Origin of the sequence: Pseudonocardia aurantiaca, from assembly GCF_039526725.1 — a bacterium.
GTDB classification, from domain to species: domain Bacteria; phylum Actinomycetota; class Actinomycetes; order Mycobacteriales; family Pseudonocardiaceae; genus Pseudonocardia; species Pseudonocardia aurantiaca.
Genome location: NZ_BAAAJG010000021.1, coordinates 23,089 through 39,890, shown reverse-complemented (window position 1 = coordinate 39,890; position 16,802 = coordinate 23,089). Strand labels below are relative to the sequence as shown.

Annotated in this window: 19 protein-coding genes; 14 read left to right on the top strand and 5 right to left on the bottom strand. The window is 71.2% G+C overall.

Features of this window, described 5'->3' with window-relative positions:
• Positions 1-4 precede the first annotated feature (4 nt).
• Positions 5-454: a winged helix-turn-helix transcriptional regulator gene (locus tag ABD143_RS28005; protein WP_343984433.1), complete on the bottom strand. Its 450-nt coding sequence runs from the start codon at positions 452-454 to the stop codon at positions 5-7.
• Between the two features lie 98 nt (positions 455-552).
• Here ABD143_RS28005 and ABD143_RS28000 point away from each other — a divergent pair, with 98 nt between their 5' ends.
• The 4 genes from ABD143_RS28000 (at position 553) to ABD143_RS27985 (ending at position 4,423) form a co-directional block, all read left to right on the top strand.
• Positions 553-1,266, top strand: a complete 714-nt coding sequence (locus ABD143_RS28000; protein ID WP_343984432.1) for an SDR family oxidoreductase — start codon at positions 553-555, stop codon at positions 1,264-1,266.
• A gap of 54 nt (positions 1,267-1,320) precedes the next feature.
• Positions 1,321-2,064: a class I SAM-dependent DNA methyltransferase gene (locus ABD143_RS27995; protein WP_343984431.1), complete on the top strand. Its 744-nt coding sequence runs from the start codon at positions 1,321-1,323 to the stop codon at positions 2,062-2,064.
• Positions 2,065-2,698: 634 nt separating this feature from the next.
• Positions 2,699-2,941 carry a DUF397 domain-containing protein gene (locus ABD143_RS27990; protein WP_343984430.1) on the top strand — a complete coding sequence of 81 codons (243 nt, stop codon included), beginning with the start codon at positions 2,699-2,701 and terminating at the stop codon, positions 2,939-2,941.
• A gap of 234 nt (positions 2,942-3,175) precedes the next feature.
• Positions 3,176-4,423, top strand: a complete 1,248-nt coding sequence (locus ABD143_RS27985; RefSeq protein WP_343984429.1) for a DUF4232 domain-containing protein — start codon at positions 3,176-3,178, stop codon at positions 4,421-4,423.
• 1 nt (position 4,424) lies between these two features.
• Here the strand turns inward: ABD143_RS27985 and ABD143_RS27980 are convergent, their stop codons facing one another.
• Positions 4,425-5,108: a hypothetical protein gene (locus tag ABD143_RS27980; protein WP_343984428.1), complete on the bottom strand. Its 684-nt coding sequence runs from the start codon at positions 5,106-5,108 to the stop codon at positions 4,425-4,427.
• Between the two features lie 190 nt (positions 5,109-5,298).
• Here ABD143_RS27980 and ABD143_RS27975 point away from each other — a divergent pair, with 190 nt between their 5' ends.
• On the top strand, positions 5,299-5,922 hold the full coding sequence (locus ABD143_RS27975) for a hypothetical protein (protein ID WP_343984427.1): 624 nt from the start codon (positions 5,299-5,301) through the stop codon (positions 5,920-5,922).
• Positions 5,923-5,996: 74 nt separating this feature from the next.
• Here ABD143_RS27975 and ABD143_RS27970 read toward each other — a convergent pair whose 3' ends face one another.
• Both ABD143_RS27970 and ABD143_RS27965 read right to left on the bottom strand, forming a co-directional pair.
• Positions 5,997-7,214: a cytochrome d ubiquinol oxidase subunit II gene (locus tag ABD143_RS27970; protein ID WP_343984426.1), complete on the bottom strand. Its 1,218-nt coding sequence runs from the start codon at positions 7,212-7,214 to the stop codon at positions 5,997-5,999.
• Positions 7,211-8,608 (bottom strand): cytochrome ubiquinol oxidase subunit I, encoded by a 1,398-nt coding sequence (locus ABD143_RS27965; RefSeq protein ID WP_343984425.1) that lies wholly within the window; start codon positions 8,606-8,608, stop codon positions 7,211-7,213. Before ABD143_RS27965 ends, ABD143_RS27970 begins: the two co-directional genes overlap by 4 nt.
• A gap of 72 nt (positions 8,609-8,680) precedes the next feature.
• Between ABD143_RS27965 and ABD143_RS27960 the strand changes: the two genes are divergently transcribed.
• A complete protein-coding gene (locus tag ABD143_RS27960; protein WP_343984424.1) occupies positions 8,681-8,848 on the top strand; it encodes a hypothetical protein in 168 nt (55 codons plus the stop codon).
• A gap of 396 nt (positions 8,849-9,244) precedes the next feature.
• Here the strand turns inward: ABD143_RS27960 and ABD143_RS27955 are convergent, their stop codons facing one another.
• Positions 9,245-10,285, bottom strand: a complete 1,041-nt coding sequence (locus ABD143_RS27955) for a TRM11 family SAM-dependent methyltransferase (protein ID WP_343984423.1) — start codon at positions 10,283-10,285, stop codon at positions 9,245-9,247.
• Positions 10,286-10,585: 300 nt separating this feature from the next.
• Between ABD143_RS27955 and ABD143_RS27950 the strand changes: the two genes are divergently transcribed.
• The 8 genes from ABD143_RS27950 to ABD143_RS27915 all read left to right on the top strand — a co-directional run bounded on the left by ABD143_RS27950 (position 10,586) and on the right by ABD143_RS27915 (position 16,779).
• Positions 10,586-11,071 (top strand): DUF5994 family protein, encoded by a 486-nt coding sequence (locus tag ABD143_RS27950; RefSeq protein ID WP_343984422.1) that lies wholly within the window; start codon positions 10,586-10,588, stop codon positions 11,069-11,071.
• Positions 11,072-11,155: 84 nt separating this feature from the next.
• On the top strand, positions 11,156-11,317 hold the full coding sequence (locus ABD143_RS27945) for a DUF6307 family protein (protein ID WP_343984421.1): 162 nt from the start codon (positions 11,156-11,158) through the stop codon (positions 11,315-11,317).
• Positions 11,318-11,487: 170 nt separating this feature from the next.
• The gene (locus ABD143_RS27940; protein ID WP_343984420.1) at positions 11,488-12,528 is read left to right on the top strand and encodes a fatty acid desaturase family protein; all 1,041 of its coding nucleotides are present in this window, start codon (positions 11,488-11,490) and stop codon (positions 12,526-12,528) included.
• A gap of 54 nt (positions 12,529-12,582) precedes the next feature.
• The gene (locus tag ABD143_RS27935) at positions 12,583-13,317 is read left to right on the top strand and encodes a GAF and ANTAR domain-containing protein (RefSeq protein ID WP_343984419.1); all 735 of its coding nucleotides are present in this window, start codon (positions 12,583-12,585) and stop codon (positions 13,315-13,317) included.
• Between the two features lie 56 nt (positions 13,318-13,373).
• On the top strand, positions 13,374-14,117 hold the full coding sequence (locus ABD143_RS27930) for a GAF and ANTAR domain-containing protein (RefSeq protein WP_343984418.1): 744 nt from the start codon (positions 13,374-13,376) through the stop codon (positions 14,115-14,117).
• A gap of 83 nt (positions 14,118-14,200) precedes the next feature.
• Entirely contained in the window at positions 14,201-14,404 is a 204-nt protein-coding gene (locus ABD143_RS27925) for an RGCVC family protein (RefSeq protein ID WP_343984417.1), read from the top strand.
• Between the two features lie 117 nt (positions 14,405-14,521).
• Positions 14,522-15,736 carry a glycosyltransferase gene (locus ABD143_RS27920; protein WP_343984416.1) on the top strand — a complete coding sequence of 405 codons (1,215 nt, stop codon included), beginning with the start codon at positions 14,522-14,524 and terminating at the stop codon, positions 15,734-15,736.
• Complete coding sequence (locus ABD143_RS27915) at positions 15,733-16,779, top strand: hypothetical protein (RefSeq protein WP_343984415.1); 1,047 nt, start codon at positions 15,733-15,735, stop codon at positions 16,777-16,779. Before ABD143_RS27920 ends, ABD143_RS27915 begins: the two co-directional genes overlap by 4 nt.
• Positions 16,780-16,802: the final 23 nt, after the last annotated feature.

The following is a 16,802-nucleotide window of genomic DNA, read 5'->3' as shown; positions in this document are numbered from 1 at the left end:
GGTCTCAGCTCGGGTAGGCGGCCGTCCGGACGAACGCCACGCCGTCGAGCGGCACCTCACGCCCGGTGTCGTCGACGAACGCGACGTGCACCGGGCGGCCGCCGTCCACTGTGCGGCGAAGGACCGTGGGGCCCAGCTCGTAGGGGCGGTGCTCGTCTCCCCACTGCTGCAGCGCGCCGAGCACGAGCTTGAGTTCCCGCCCGGAAGGCGTGAGGTGGTAGCTGTCGCGTAGCCGCGCTCCCGGCTCGCGGTAGGGCTGCTTCTCCAGCACACCCGCCGCCACCAGGGTGGCGAGCCGGTCGCTCAGGATGTCCGGTGCGACGCCGAGCGTGGCGCGGAAGTCGGCGAACCGCGTGGTGCCGGAGATGGCCTCGCGCAGGATCAGGAACGTCCAGCGCTCACCGAGCACCTCCAGCGACCGGGCGATCGAGCACGTCTGCTGCGTCACAGCCATGGCGCCAGTCTACCCACACTGGGTTGCTAGTTCCTACTCAGCCGCCTAAGTTGGAAGAACCTACGCAGCAGTCGGTTGCGTCGAGATCGGGAGACGACATGGAGATCCGGAACGCGGTCGCACTGGTGACCGGGGCGAACCGAGGCCTCGGACGGCACCTCGCCGCAGCCCTCCTCGAGCGCGGGGCGGCGAAGGTCTACGCCGGGGCGCGCAACCCCGACGCCGTCGATCTGCCGGGGGTCACCCCGCTGAAGTTGGACATCACCGACCCGGCGTCGGTGGCCGCGGCGGCCGCCGCGGCAAGCGACCTGACCCTGCTGATCAACAATGCCGGGTCGTCGACTCGGGCGGCGCTGCTCGAGGGCGACATGGCCGACATCCGGCTGGAGATGGAGACGCACTACTACGGCACGCTCGCGATGACGAGGGCGTTCGCGCCGCTGATCGCCGCGAACGGCGGCGGGGCCGTGCTCAACGTGCTGTCGGCGCTGTCCTGGGTCGCCCTGCCCTCGTCGGGCGGATACAGCGCAGGCAAGTCCGCGGAGTGGGCGCTGACGAACGCACTGCGGCTGGAGTTGGGTCCGCGCGGGATCACCACCACGGCGCTGCACGTGGGCTACATGGACACCGACATGGCCGCACACGTCGATGAGCCGAAGAGCGACCCCGCCGTCATCGCCGCCCTGGCGCTGGACGGCGTCGCGGCCGGCGCGCCGGAGGTCGTCGCCGACGAGACCAGCCGGAACGTGCGGCGCGGGCTCTCGGGCGACCTGACCGCGCTCTACCCGCAGCTCGCGACCCCCGTGGCCTGACCGGCGGCGGGAATCCTGTGGAGGACGCGGCGGGGGCGGCGGCAGACTGCCGCGATGGTCGACCGCCAGTTCGCCGACGCCGCCCTAGCCGAGCTGTACGACATCGTCCAGCCGCCGGATGAGCGCGACGACTTCCGCTTCTATCTGCAGCTCGCGATGTCCGCGAACGCCGTGCTCGACGTCGCCTGCGGCACGGGCGCCCTCCTCCACGCCGCCCGCGCGGCGGGCCACACGGGGCGGCTCGTCGGGCTCGACCCGGCGGCCGGGATGCTCGCCCAGGCCCGCAAGCGCGGGGACGTCGAGTGGGTGCTCGGAGACCTCGGCGCCGTCCGCTGGGACGGCGAGTTCGACCTCGTCATCATGACCGGGCACGCCTTCCAGGTGTTCACCGAGGACAGCGAACTGCGCGAGGCGCTCGCCGCGATCCACGCCGCCCTCACCGACGGCGGGCGGTTCGTTTTCGAGACGCGGAACCCGGCCGTGCGGACGTGGGAGCAGTGGGTGCCGGAGAACGCCGTGGAGGTCGTGACCTCCGGCGGAGAGGTACTGCGGATGGAGCACCGGGTCGACCTGCCGGTGGAGGGCGATCTGGTGAGCTTCACGACCACCTACACGGTGCCGGGGTGGGAGCGCCCGGAGGAGAGCCGCAGCACCCTGCGGTTCCTCGACGCCGCTGCCGTGGCGGGGTTCCTCGCCGAGGCCGGCTTTGCGGTCGAGGAGTGCCTGGGGGACTGGGACGGCAGCCCGTTCACCCCGGCCGGCCCGGAGATCATCGTGTCGGCCCGCCGGTCGAAATGATCAGCCGAGGATCTCGTCGAGTTCCTCGAGTTCCTCGAGGCCCTCAGGCTCTGCACACACATACGCGTCCAGCCGCTCGCCCGTGGGCCGTGAGGTGCACATGAGGGCTGTTGGATCATGATTGGGCCGCTCTGATGTTCATCTCACGGCGGCGGCCGGTGCGTGGATGTGTGCAGAGCCTGGGGGTGCGGGGGTCGGCTGGACGTGGTCGCAGGCTCTGCACACACATACGCGTCCAGCTACTTGTCCCGGGGCCGTGACATGCACGCCAGGGCTGTTTGATCATGATTGGACCGCTCTGATGTTCACCTCACGGCGGGGGCGGGTGCGTGGATGTGTGCAGAGCCTGGAGTCGCGCGGTGGTCGGGCTGGACGACGCAGCAGGCTCTGCACACACATGCGCGTCCAGCCGCTCAGTGGTTCGCCGCGAGATCGACACCACCGCGAGGTGGTGTCCGGACTGCTCCAGATCGAGCCGGACGTGCGGGAGGTGCTCGCTCTCGTTCATCGAGCGGAGGTCCGAAGTGCTCGAGGGATAGCCGGATAGCACCGGCGGTGGGGATCACACGAGCCCATAGGGTGGCTGGGCCGTCGGCATCTCGGCGGCTCTGAGATCGAGAGCTGGAGCACCTGGATGAGTTCTCCCGACGAGCTGGCCGGTGCAGTCTGGCGCCGCAGTTCCACCAGCGCCGACGACGACCACGGCGTCGAGGTGGCCGTGCTGCCCGGCCCGCGCTGGGCGGTGCGCGACTCGCGCAGCCCCGAGGGTCCGGTGCTGATCTTCACCGAGGCCGAGTGGGTGGCGTTCTCCCTCGGCGCGAGGGCGGGCGAGTTCGACTTCGCGGGTGACGCCGAGGGCGGTTCGCCGGAGCGCTGAACCGGCTTGTCCGGCGTCACACGGCCCGCGCCCGGCTTCCGGTCACACGGCCGGCCGTCGCCGGGTCCAACTCCGGTGGATGCTCGATTCCCGAGATCCGGGTTCTCGACTCCCACATGACCTACACCGAGGCGGGCACGGGCAGCCTCACCTCGTCGCACCTGTGGCGCAACGTCGTCCTGCACGTCAGCGGTGCGGCCCGCTGCTCGCCCACGACGCCAGGAGACAGCAGGAATGACCGCTCGCGCCGCGCGCCTGACCGTGGTGGCCGGGCTGCTGGTGATGATCGTCGCCGGGATCGTCGCGAGCCGGTACACGCCCTTCTGGTTCGACCCGGACGAGGGGTGCGCCCTGCTGGGCCGCTGCGCCACGGCCGCCGCCGACGTCGTCCTCCGGCTCATGTGGTGGGCCGTCGCGGCCGGCCTCGCGATCGTCGGCCTGGGTCTCGTCGCAGCGTGGCGGACCCTTCCGGCGCCGCCAGCGCCCGTGCGCCCGCTGCCCGCACCGGTCCGCGCGATCGCCGCGGGCGTCATCGGGTTGGTGCTCTGCACGGTGCTCGGGTGGGGCGTCCTGCTGGCGGCCCTGTTCGCCGCGCATCTCGTCCCGGCCGCGCTGTGTGTCCTGTGGCTCGTGCAGGCCCGCACGGTGCTCGCGGTCGACCGCGTCGCCGCACCCGCTCACCGGTCAGCGGGCCGCCGGTGGGTGGGCGCCCTCGCCGCGAGCGCCCTCGCGGTGGCCGCCATGGCCTGCCTCGCGGACGGGCCGGTCGACGGGCGCCTGCTGCCCGTCGTCGACGCCGTGGTGCTCGCGTCGACATTGCTGCTCGACGGCGTGCTGCCCGTCCGTCGCGAGCGGGTGGGCGTGCCCCGCCTGGGCGCCGCGGTCCTCGCGGTCCTCGTGGTCGGCGCTGCCACCGGGTACCTGGTGCTCGACCGGCCGTACCAGGCCCCCGTCACAGCGCCGGTCGCGCAGCCGCCACCGGCCCCCTCGCCCGTCCCGAGCCCAGCACCCGCGCACGCGCCGGTCCCGCCGCCCCCGGTGGACGCCTCGATCGCCTGCACCCCCGACGACCTCGTCTGGGCCACCACGGGATGGGACGCGGCCATGGGCACCCGGGCCGTCACCGTCGTCGCCACTCACGACGGGCCCGGACCCTGCTACGTCGACGGGTTCGCCAGCATCACCCTCTCCCAGGGCGGCCGGGCCCTGCAGTTGACCGTCGAACCCGGCTCCGTCGCCGAGCCCGGCAGCCCTGTCACCGCGGCGCGGGTCGGGATCGCACCGGGCGGCAGCGCGTACTTCGGCCTGCTCTGGAAGGGGTACGGCGCCGCGGCCGACGAGGAGAGCCCGCAGTCGCTCAGCGTCGTGCTGCCCGGGGCGGCGAGCCCCAGCGACGTCCCGCTCAGCGGGGGACCGGCCCCGTTCGACCTGGTCGACGGGGGCACGGTCGTCGTCGGGCCGTGGCAGCCGGGGCCCGCCTGAGTCAGGCCCGCGCCGCCGTCGCCTGCGGCGCGTGCGCGCCACGCAGCGCCCGGCGGCGCACCCCGACGGCCACGGCGAGCACCACGAGCGACAGGAACGGGGTGGGGAACCCGAGTGCGGTGCCGATGGCGATGTCGGCGGCCGGGGCCAGCACCGCGGTCGCGAACACCCAGGGCGCGGCGGTGGGGAGCCGCACCGGGCGCCCCGTGCGGCGGTCGCGGGACCAGCGGGTCTTCCCGCCCGGCTTCGCCACCGACAGCCACGCCTGGAACGCGATGGCCGAGGCCATGACCCCGGTGCCCAGCAGCATCGCAGGGGACGGGACGTGTCCCGGGGCGGTGACGGTCGCGTTGAGCGCGGGCGAGAGCAGGAAGATCCCGGCGTACAGCTGGACGAGCGTGATCACGAACTTGGCGAGCACCCAGCGGTGGTGGGTCAGGCCCCAGGACGTGCCCAGCGACAGCATGAGCCCCGTCGCTGCTGATGCGTTGCCGAGCGGGGCGAGCATCACGACGTCGAGGTGGTGCGCCATCGCCATCGCCGCCGCCGCGGTGCCCGGGTGCCGGGCCGTCGCAGCGAGGACGAACAGCGTGAGGAGCACCAGTGTCAGCGTCATCCAGCCGGCCGAGGTCAGCACATGCAGCCAGACGGCCAGCTGGCGCCAGCCGCGGGAATTTCTCGCCATGCCGGGAATCCTCCGGCGCGCGCATACCGGGCGGATCGGGCAGAAGCCCCGGATCTCCTCAGGGTCGGCCCGGTGGCCGACCGCATCACTGTGAGCTGAGGGCGATCAGCGAGAGTGTGCACCGTGTGTGCGCCCCGAGACGGGGGGTGCACACTCTCGCCGATCGCCCGCCGACCCAGGGAGCAGTTCCATGCAACGCACTCGGACCGCGATCGCTGCGCTCGCATTGCTGTTCGGTGCAGTGCTGTTCGCCGCGGGCTGCAGCAGCGTCGTACCAGGGCAGGCGGCGCCCGCCGCCGCTCCCGCCGACACCGCCGCGCCCCGGGCGGCTCCCGAGTCCGGTTCCGATTCCGCGGCCGCGCCCGTGTCGCCGGAGGGCGTGGCATGGGCCGACCAGGTGTGCGGCGCGTTCCTGGACGCGAACACCGTCCTGACCGAGCAACCCAAGCCGGACATCAACAACGTGCCGGGCACCATCAGCGTCTACAGCCAGTACTTCGACCGCACCGTCCCCGCGCTGGACGCCGCGATGGGCCGGCTCCAGGGCATCGGTCCCGGCCCGCTCGACGGCGGTGCCACCGTCATCGACAGCATGGTCGGGATCATGACCCTCATGCGCGACGCGCACCGCAACGCGAAGGCGGCCGTCGACGTGATCGACCCCGCGAGCCCGACCGTCCTGACCCAGGAGCTCCCGGCCGCGCTCGCGCTCACCCAGATCGCGGACACCGCGCCCCAGGTGGACATCTCCGCAACGCCCCAGCTCGACGCCGCCGCCGCCGTCGCGCCGAACTGCCAGGCTTTCGGCCCCTGAGCGGAGCATCTGGTCGATGTGCGCAGCACCGCGGCGGTGGCCGGTGGTGTCCGCGGACGGCTACTTGGCTCCGCTCACACCCGCCGGTTCCGCCGGTGGACCAGCTGTCGCATCAGATCGCGGACGACGCGCCCGACGATGAGACCGATGACCGCCGTCTCCAGGACCGGGTGCGGGTCGGGGGCGGGCCGGATGACCCCGGCTGCGGCGTTCCCGGAATATGTGCCCTTCGCGGTGGCGACCGCAGGCGGCGGTGGCACCGGCGGTGGCACGGGCGCGGGTTCCGACTCGAGCAACCGCTCGTGCTGATGCAACCAGTACAGCCACACGAACGCGGGCAGCACTAGCAGCACGGCCAGGCCGAGGGCCACGAACAGCGCCACCTGCGCCGGCTCCGGAGCGCTGGACTCCGCGAGGGTCACCGCCCCCGGCAGCACCCAGGGGTACTGGGCCACCCCCCACCCCGCGACCACGCCGACCACAGCGAGCGCCGCAGCCCCCCGCAGCAGGTGCGGCCGGTTGCCGTGCAGGAGCACCAGGGCGGCGATCCCGCCCATCACCGAGACCACGACCGCAGGCAACGCGGGACCGAGCAACCGGGGCCACAGGTACGGCGCGGTCTCCCGCAGCAGCACCAGGTCGATCGCTGCCAGGATGCCGGCAACAACGCCCGCGGCCACCGATCTGCGGCGGAAGTAGCGCGCCATGTCGGGCCGGCCGCGCCGGTCGGCGTCGGCCACGAGGTAGACGCCGCTGATGTAGGCGCACGTCGCCACGAACAGCAGGCCGGTGACGATGGCCGTCGGGCTGGTCCAGGCGCTGAGGATGTTGCCCGTCGGGTTCGCGGGCACCGCTCCGGTCACCACCGCGCCGACCACGGTGCCGAGGAAGAACGGCGTCACCAGGGAGGACGCGGCGAATATCGCGCCGTACAGCCGCTTCGTCGACAGCCGCTCGGCCTCGTGCCGGAACGCGAATCCGACCCCGCGCAGCACGATGCCGAGCAGCGACACGGCGAGCGGCACGAAGAGTGCGATCATCACCGCGCTGAACGCGCTCGGGAAGCCGGTCCAGAAGACCACGAGGCCGAAGATGATCCAGACGTGGTTGCCCTCCCACACAGGGGTGACCGACAAGTCGATCTCTTCCCGCGGCGCGGCCCCGCGCTTGTCGCCGCCTGCCAGGAGGTCCCAGATTCCGCCGCCGAGGTCGGCGCCGGCGAACAGGGCGTATCCGGCGATCGTCACGAGCAACAGGACCGCGACGGCGATCGTCGTACCGGACGGGTTCATACCGGCCGCTCCTCCATCCGACTCGGGGGAGGGCCGTAGGGCGTCTGCACCGTGTCCTCGCCCCTTGCGGCCGTGCCCTGGGCGCGCCAGCGCCGGCTCATGAGCCACGGGACCCCGATGCAGGTGATGGTGAGGATGCCGTAGATCACGATCATGACCGCCAGGGTGATCGGCACGCCGCTGGCGGGGGTCACGGCGTCGGCGGTGAGCAGCAGCCCGTAGACGACCCATGGCTGGCGGCCCACCTCGGTGACGATCCAGCCCATCTCCATGGCCGCGATCGCCGCGAAACCGGAGAGGGCGGCCGGAATCAGAAACCACTTGGTGCTCAGGACCTCACGGCGGAACTTCCACACCCACGCCTGCCACGCGCTGAGCACCATGAGCCCGGTGCCGATGGCGACCATGCCGGTGAACGACAGGTGGACCAGGTTCGGCAGCGGCACCCGGAGTTCCGGCGGCACGCTGTTCCACCCGATCACCTCGGTGTTCGGTGAGAACCCGACCAGGATGGAGTCGAGATACGGAACGCCGATCCCGAAGTAGACCTCGCCGTTCCAGTAGATCCCGCCGAGCCACTCGGTGACGCCCCTGCCTGTGTTGTCGACGAGCTCCATCGCCGCGAACTTGATCGGCTGCTGGTTCGCGACCGCACGCGCGAGGATGTCGCCCATGATCACTTGAAGGGGCGATGCGACGGCACCGACCGAGAACGGGATGAGGAAACCCAGCCGGTGGTAGCGGTCGCGCTGCCCGCGCAGCAGCCCGACCGCGTAGACGCCGGCGACGACGAACCCGACGACCATGTATGCGGCAAGGATCATGTGCGGCACCTCGTAGGGTGTGGCTCGGTTGAAGACCACCGCCCACGGATCCACCGTTGCAATCCGCCCGTTCTGCAGCGTGAACCCGCTTGGCTGGTTCATCCACGAGTTCGCCGCGACGACCGCGAATGCACCGAGAAGCCCGGCCACGACCATCGGCGTCCCGGACCACCAGTGCACCCACGGCGACAGCCGGCGCCAGCCGTACAGGTAGATGGCCATGAAGATCGCCTCGACGAAGAACCAGATTCCCTCGATGGCGAACGGGATGCCGAACGCCGACCCGTAATTGCCCATCAGCCCCGGCCACAGCAGCCCGAGCTCGTAGGACAGCACCGTGCCCGAGACCGCGCCGACGGCGAAGATCACCGCTCCTACCCTCGACCACCGCTGCGCGAGCACCAGCGCCACCTCGTCGCCGCGCCGGATGCCGATCCAGTGCGCGATGAGCATGACTGTCGGAAAGGCCATGCCGAAGCAGGCGAAGATGATGTGGAAGCCCAGCGACGCTCCCATCTGGACCCGCGCCGGGATGTCGCCCTCGGCCAGTACGTGTAGCGAAGCGCTCACGTGACACCTGCCCCGACGCCGACACCCGCGCCCCGCACGACATGCACCATGGGGAGCGGAGGTGGTGCAATCATGTTGTCCGCAATGCTGGTCGTGCTTATCGGGCTGGGGATCGGCGCGTTGGGGCTGCTGGTCCCGGACATGTATCTGGTCGGTCTCGTCGTGCTCTTCATCGGTGGCATCGGCGTCCTCGTGCGGCTGGGCGACTGGTACCGCTGTAGTGGAAGGTCACTGCTCTAGGAGCGCCCTGAACAACTCGGCCCTACTGCGCTACTGGCGGAGTTGCTCATTAGGCGCGCGGACGTGGCTCACCGGTGCGAGCTGCTCGTGCCGGATGTGGCCCTCCATCGGCACGTCGTCAGCAGGACCCGGCAGAGCGAGGATGCCTGTTTCGCCCGTCCTGTGTCGGCACAGTCAGCGCAACCTCTGGGCTACCGCTGGCGGGAATCCATTCATGGGTGCTGGCTGGAAATCCGCTGGTGGGACCGCGTGGACAATCGGGATTTCTACGACAGGCCGCGACGGCGGACGGCGCAGGCGGGTACCGCTACCACGAGCGGTGGCGCGAGGTCCGCGACGCCACGAAGTGCCACCGGATCTGAGGCGCCGGTGTTGCGCCGGTCGGGAACGCCGAGATCAGCTGCAGCGCCGGGCCACCAGGATGTCGCGGACGATGGCCTGGTCGACGCGGTGGGAGAAGCCCTGGTACGGGCCCGAGTCCAGCGGTTCGAGCCCGGCGTCGGCGAGCACCGCGGCCGCGTCGGCGCGGCGCGCGACGTTCGTGTTCCACGAGATCCCGAGCGCCCCGCCGGGCCGCAGCAGCCGGGACCATCCCGGCACCGCCGCCGCGAGCAGATCCAGCGGACTGCGGTGCAGGCCGCGCTCGCCGGTCCGGCTGCCGTGCTGCACCCCGTACGGCGCGTCGGCGACGACCAGGTCGAACGTGCTCGGCCGATAGAACTCGGGCGCCTTGGTGGTGTCGGCGTTGACATAGACGAGCTCCAGGCTGTCGCCCGCCTTGTAGCTCTCCTTCGTCACGCCGACGTCGACGTGCAGCCGCCGGGCGACGACCTGCTTCTCCCGGCGTACCCGCGTGACCTCCGCGGAGTGCTTGAGGTGCTTGCGCTTGAGCCAGGTCTGGATGAACGAGGAGTAGGCCTCGAAGTCCTTCTGGTCCAGGTCCATCCCCGCGGCGTCGAAGCCGTACATCAGGGCCTGGTTCAGTGTGGTGCCGCGGCCGCAGAGCGGATCGAGCACCCGGAACTTCCGATCGAGCATTTCATCGGCGAACGCGGATGTCAGTAGCGTGACGTTGAGCAGCAGTTTCGTGAACTGCTCGTTGGTCTTCCCCTGGTATTTCTGAATGGTGATCAGATCGTCGTCGAACCGGTCCAGTGAACGCAGCTCGACCGGTTCCATCAGCCGATCGTCGACGCGCCGGAACAAGGCGTAGATCGAGGACAGGTTGGCCAGCAGGGAAGCGTCCCGGTCGCTGATCTCGGCGGCGCTGAACGTCACGTACGGCACGCCGCCGATCGTCGTCTCGCCGATGTCGGAGAGCCGTCGGCCCAGGACAGAGGCGTTGAAGACCTCGATCTCGGCGACCGTGAGCCGTACCGCCGCGTCGGCGTAGACCCGATTCGTGGACGGCAGGAGGAGAAGCGCGTAGCGGGCCATCGTCTCTTTCGTCGGTCCGGAGCCGGTTTTGCGAGGTGAGCCTACCAGTGGTGCTGGTCGCGCGATCTCGATCGGCACGGATGGAGCGCCTTCGGAATACCCGCCGGCAATACGCTATTTCCCGTTCGGGGATGTGTGTCGAGGAGGTCGAGAGCGCCGAGCGCGTCCGACGACCGCGGAGCGCCGGCGCGGTGTAGCGTCAGTGGCGTCGGGCGCATTCCGTGCGCGGGCACTCAAGCCCACGTCGTTCCCGGAGAGAGTCCACGTGGACGAGTGATCGTCCTGGGACGGAGCACCGGCATGGCGTCGGTCCGCATCACTCCTGCCAGTCGCACCGACGCGCCCGCCGGCGTCGACGACCAGCCGCTCCGATTGACGCTGAAGCCGGCCGCACCCCCGACGGGTGCGGTGGACGGTGGATGGTGGCCCCGGTCCCGCGACCTGGCTGCGGAGGTGCCGGCGCTGCTCGCTGCACTCACCGCACGCCTCGGGAACGTCGAAGGTGTGAACTACAACCTCGACGACTGGGGCCGGCCACCACGCAAGATCAACCTCGGTGGCGCGCAGGTCCGGCTCTCCGGCTACCACTCGCAGCACCGCGACACCATCGACGTCCTCAGCCAGGGAAACCGTGTCACCCTCCTCGTCGTAGCGCCCGACGCGACCGAACCGGTAGCGAGCGCGGCACTGCGGGCTGCGGGAGACCGAGCCAACGGCGACGGCGTGGAGGCACTGCTCCTCCACCGCACGGACTCCGCCGACGCCGGCGCAGCGAGCGCCACCTGAGTGTTCTCGTCCGAGTGCAGGACGAGAGCCAACAACGGTCGACGTCGACAGTCGGCGACCGCTCACCACCGCGAAGGGCCGATCATGTCCGCTGACACCACCACCTACGTCACGCTCTACGACCAGCGCGTCCGACTCGTCGCCGACGCCTTGACGCAGAACTCCAAGCTCGGCGAGAAAGCTGCACGCGAACTCGCCGTTCACGTTCTGTACGCCATCGACCACATCTCGGAGAAGGTGCGGTAGCGCAGCGCCCGGTACCGCGTCGAGGCCGGCCGGTGGGTGTGGGATGCGGCTCCGGGCGAATCGCCCGCGGAACGATGCGTGTCGGCTAGAATCGGCGGTGGTCGCGGTTATCGCGACATGGCTCCGCCCGAGACCCCGGTGCGCCATGAGGCGTAACGAGGGGATCCCGAATGGCACCGGCCACTCCACCGGCAGCACTCGACGAGCACCAGCGACCGGTCAGTGAGTTCGCCGAGCTGTCCCGGACGGTCCGACAGGCGGGGCTGCTGGAACGGCGGGTCGGCTACTACGCGGTCAAGGTCGGCGCCACGCTCGCCGTTCTCGCCGCCACCTGGGCGGTGTTCGCCTACCTGGGCGACACCTGGTGGCAGCTCGTCACCGCGGCACTCCTGGCCGTGGCCTGGACACACGTGTCGTTCATCGGGCACGACGCCGGGCACAAGCAGATCCTCCGCGGGCGGCGGGCCAACGACGCGGTCGGGCTGGTGCACGCCGGTCTGGTCGGGCTCAGCTACGGGTGGTGGGTCGGCAAGCACAGCCGCCATCACGCCAATCCCAACCACGAGCACGACGACCCTGATCTCGACATTCCCATTCTCGCTTTCACGGCGGGGCAGGGCCGTAACAAGCAGGGCTTTTCGCGCTGGACGGCAAAGCACCAGGCCTTCCTGTTCTTCCCGCTCCTGCTGCTCGAGGGCATGAGCCTGCACTGGTCGAGCGTCCACGCCGTGTGGCGCGGGCAGATGAAGCTGCGTGGGCTGGAGAAGACGCTGCTGGTCGGGCACGCCGTCGCGTACCTCGCCGCGGTGTTCGCGGTGCTCTCACCGGGGAAGGCGCTCGTGTTCATCGCGGTGCACCAGGGCCTGTGGGGCCTTTACATGGGCTGCGCTTTCGCCCCCAACCACAAGGGCATGCCCTCGCCGAGCGACGACGAGGCGTGGGACTTCCTGCGCAAGCAGGTGCTCACCTCGCGCAACGTGCGCGGGGGTCCGTGGGTGGACTTCCTGCTGGGCGGGCTCAACTACCAGATCGAGCACCATCTCTTCCCCAGCATGCCCAGGCCCAACCTGCGACGTGCGCAGCCCGTGGTGCAAGCGTTCTGCGCCGCGCGCGGCGTCGCCTACCACCAGAGCGGGTTGCTGCGTTCCTACGCGGACGTGCTCCGTCACCTGCACGCGGTCGGTGCCCCGTCGCGCGTCTCGTCGAGATGACGCCGTGAGCGTGATCCACGGGCGGGCGACCGCCCAGAGAGGCCGGCGATCGCGATGGCCAGCGCTGCCAGGGGCCGGTTCGCGCAGGTCCGACTGTGGGTCGCCGAGCGATCGGCCGATCTCGGAGCGCCGGTCTCGGTGGAGCTGATCTGCGCAACGGCCGTCGCCCGGCTCCGCATGAGCGGCGCCGCCCTGACGATGCACAGGGACGGATGGCCCGAGGCGAGACTCGTCACGGACACCCTCGGCGCACGGCTGGCCGAGCTGGAGGTCACGGTGGGCGAGGGGCCGTGTCTGGATGCCCGTCGGGAGAGCAGACCGGTTGTCGTGTCCGATCTCGCGGCAGTGGCCGGCCAGCGTCGCTGGCCGTTGTTCGCTCCGCTGGCGGTCGAGGCCGGGGCGGGGTCCCTGTTCGCCCTGCCGATGTGCGTCGGTGCAATCCGGGTGGGGGTGCTCGTCCTGCACCGGGTGTCGGCAGGGCGCCTCGGGCCCGTTGCGCTGTCGGAGGCGTTGGCGTTCGCCGAGCTGGCCATGGGCCTGCTGCTCGACGAACAGGCCGGATTGCCCGTCGCGAACGTCGGCATCGCCGATCCGGACGGCGTGCCGCTGCTCACTCCGCAGGTGCACCAGGCGACCGGGATGATCGCGGCGCAGATCGACGGGGAGATGGCGGACGCGTTCGCGCGCTTGCGCGCACAGGCGTTCGCCGATCAGCGTCCGCTGCACGAGGTCGCCGCCGACGTGGTGGCCCGCAAGCTGCGATTTCGGCAGGACGGTGAGGGCGTATGACCGCCAGACGCGGACCTCGGCGCGATACTGGGGGAGTCTCAGGGGAGGTGGCTTCCATGGCCGACGAGCGCCTCGTCGAAACGTTCGTCGAGCTGGCCGACACTTTGATCGACGAGTTCGACGTGATCGACTTCCTGCACCTGCTGGTCGACAGGAGCATCGAGCTCCTCGACGTCGACGCGGCCGGACTCCTGCTGGCCGACCAGCACGGGCGGCTGCAGTTGATCGCCAGCTCGAACGAGCAGGTCCGGCTGCTGGAGCTGTTCCAGCTGCAGAACGACGAGGGGCCGTGCCTGGACGCCTTCCGGTCCGGCACCAGGGTGAGCGCCGCAGACCTCAGCGCCGCCGACGAGCGGTGGCCGCGCTTCGCCGAGGCAGCCACCGGCGCGGGGTTCGGTGCGGTGGACGCCCTTCCGATGCGGCTGCGCAAGGAGCTGATCGGGGCGCTCAACCTGTTCCGGGTCGAGCGGGGTGACCTGGACGGCCCGGCGCTGCGCACCGCGCAGGCGCTGGTCGACGTCGCCACGATCGGACTGCTGCAGGAGCGGTTGCTGCGCCACCAGGAGTTCCTGACCGAACAGCTGCAGACCGCGCTGCACAGCAGGGTGGTCATCGAACAGGCCAAAGGCCTCGTCGCCGAACGCCTCGGGGTGGACATGGAGGAAGCCTTCGCCGCCCTCCGGGCCCACGCCCGCAGGCACGGACTCAAGCTGAGCGACGTCGCGAGCAGCGTCATCGACGGGCGGACCGGCACCCCGCTCCTCGGAGTCCCGGGCCGTCCCCGACGGCCGGAGCAGTAGCCGCACCGACGCTCGTCCTGCCCTGCACGACCCCGGGAGCCCAGGGTCCCCGGGTCCGCCACCCCACGACTCAGGAGCCGAACATGTCCACGATCGACGCCCCACCGGCAGCCGCCGAATCCTCCGCCCCGGTACGGGCGGACCTCGCCTGTGCTGCATGCCCTCACGACCGGGACGCCCACGACCCGATCGGAACCAGGTTCTGCTCCGTGACGATCGCCCGCGGGCTGGACCGCGGCTGCGTCTGCGTCGGTGACGCACTCGCATCCGTGAAGCGGGATCGCTGAATTCCGTCCCTCCTACCCGATCCTGACCGACCGGCGTTCGCTCCGCCCGTGCCCACCGGCGTCCGGTGGCGCACGCCGCGGCTCTCAGCACCATTCCGCCCATGTCAGGAGTCACCCATGCCCGCACCCGTTCGCGTCCTCGCAGCGGCGGACGTCGCCGTACCGGCGCCCCGCCAAACCAGGGTGGTGCCGCGACGGGCGAGCATCGGCGTCCTCAGCACCTACCCGCCCACGCAGTGCGGGCTGGCGACGTTCAGCGCCGCCCTCACGAAGCAGCTGAACCTGTCGCCAGGCACCGCCGGTGTCGTGCGGATAGTCGACCAGCCAGAGTCCCGTGCAGGTGCCGAGATCGCGGCGCACCTCGTCAACGGCTCGGCGAGCAGCGTGGCCGCGGCCGTGCGGCGCCTGAACGGCTTCGGGGCCGTGGTGGTCCAGCACGAGTACGGCATCTACGGCGGCCACGACGGCTGCGACGTGATCGACATCGTTGCGGGGCTGACGGTGCCCACGATCATCGTCCTGCACACCGTGCTGCAGGAGCCGACCGCGAGGCAGCGGCGCATCCTCCGCTGGCTCGTCGAATCGGCGGACGTCGTCGTCACGATGACCGAGACCGCGCGCCAACGACTGGTCGAGAGCTACCGGGCCGACCCCGACGCTGTCGTCGTGATCCCCCACGGAGCCACCGACCACCCTCCGACCGACCGTGCGGCGGCGCGCGCGGAGCGGCTCTCGAGCGGGCGGCCGCTCGTCCTCACGTGGGGTCTGCTCGGGCCCGGGAAAGGTATCGAGTGGGCGATCGACGCCATGCCGGGCCTGCAGGACCTCCAGCCGCGTTACCTGGTCCTCGGCAAGACGCACCCCAAGGTGCTGGAGCGCGACGGTGAGGAGTACCGCACCAGCCTGGTGCGACGGGCGGACTCGCGTGGCGTGGCGGACATCGTCGAGCTCGACGATCGGTACCTCGGGGTCGGCGAGCTCGCGGACCTCGTGCAGCGAGCAGATGTCGTGCTCCTGCCGTACGACTCGCGCGAGCAGGTGACGTCCGGCGTGCTCATCGAGGCGGTGGCGGCCGGCCGCCCGGTCGTCTCCACCGCGTTCCCGCACGCCGTCGAGCTGCTGGGGGACGGGACGGGTCTCGTGGTGCCGCAGCGGGACCCCGTCGCGCTGGAGGCGGCGCTGCGCCGGGTGCTCGCCGAACCGGGACTCACCGAGTCGCTCGCGGAGAACGCTGCACGGAAGGCTCCGGACCTGCTGTGGGGCGCTGTCGCCGCCCGGTACCAGGAGATCGCCGAGTCGCTCGTCGCCGCATCGTTGCCGGCTGTCTCATGAGCGCGTCCGTCGAGCACGGCCCGTTCCGGGCCGCACCCTTCACCCACCTACGCCGGCTTACCGACGCAGGCGGACTCTACGAGCACGCCAGCGGCACCACGCCGCGCCGCGAGCACGGCTACTGCGTCGACGACGTCGCGCGTGCGCTCGTCGTCGTCTGCCGCGACGACGGGCACGCGCAGGACGACCTCCGCGAGCACTATCTCTCGTTCGTCCTGGCCGCGCAGGCCGATGACGGCCGGTTCCGCAACCGCCGGGACAGCGATCTGCGTTGGCGAGGCGCGCCCTCGGTCGAGGACTGCTGGGGGCGGGCTCTCTGGGGGCTCGGTGCGGCCGCCCACGACCCGCGTGCGCTGGCGGCCTTCGACCGCGGTGCGTCGTGGCGGTCGCCGTGGCCGCGCGCCATGGCCTTCGCCGCGCTCGGTGCCGCGGACGTGCTCCGCGTGCAACCGGCGAACCGCGGCGCGCTGGATCTGCTCCGCGCTGCCACCGAGGTGATCGGGAGACCCGCGCCCGGGGCGGACTGGCCGTGGCCGGAACCGCGTCTGACCTACGCCAACGCGGTCCTCCCCGAGGCGCTGCTCGCGGCGGGCGCCGCCCTGGACGCGCCCGCACTCGTCGCGGACGGGCTGCGGCTGCTCGGCTGGCTGCTCGACGCGCAGACGCGCGACGGTCACCTCTCGGTCGTGCCGGTGGGGGGCCGGGGGCCGCTCGACAGCAGGCCCGGTTTCGACCAGCAGCCGATCGAGGCAGCGGCGCTCGCCGACGCGTGCGCACGGGCGCACACCATCACCGGGCAGGACCGGTGGCTCGACGGCATCAACCGGGCCGCGGCGTGGTTCCTGGGCGCAAACGACGTAGGCGTGTCCTTGTACGACCCCGGGAGCGGCGGCGGCTGCGACGGGTTGGAGCGCGACGGCCGCAACGAGAACCAGGGTGCGGAGTCCACTCTGGCCTTGGTGTCGACGCTGCAGCAGGTCCGCGCGCACCACCCCGCGAGCAGGCACGGGACACCCGAGTCGGAACTTCACGGCGTCGGGTGACGCCCACGGCACAGACGTCCGCA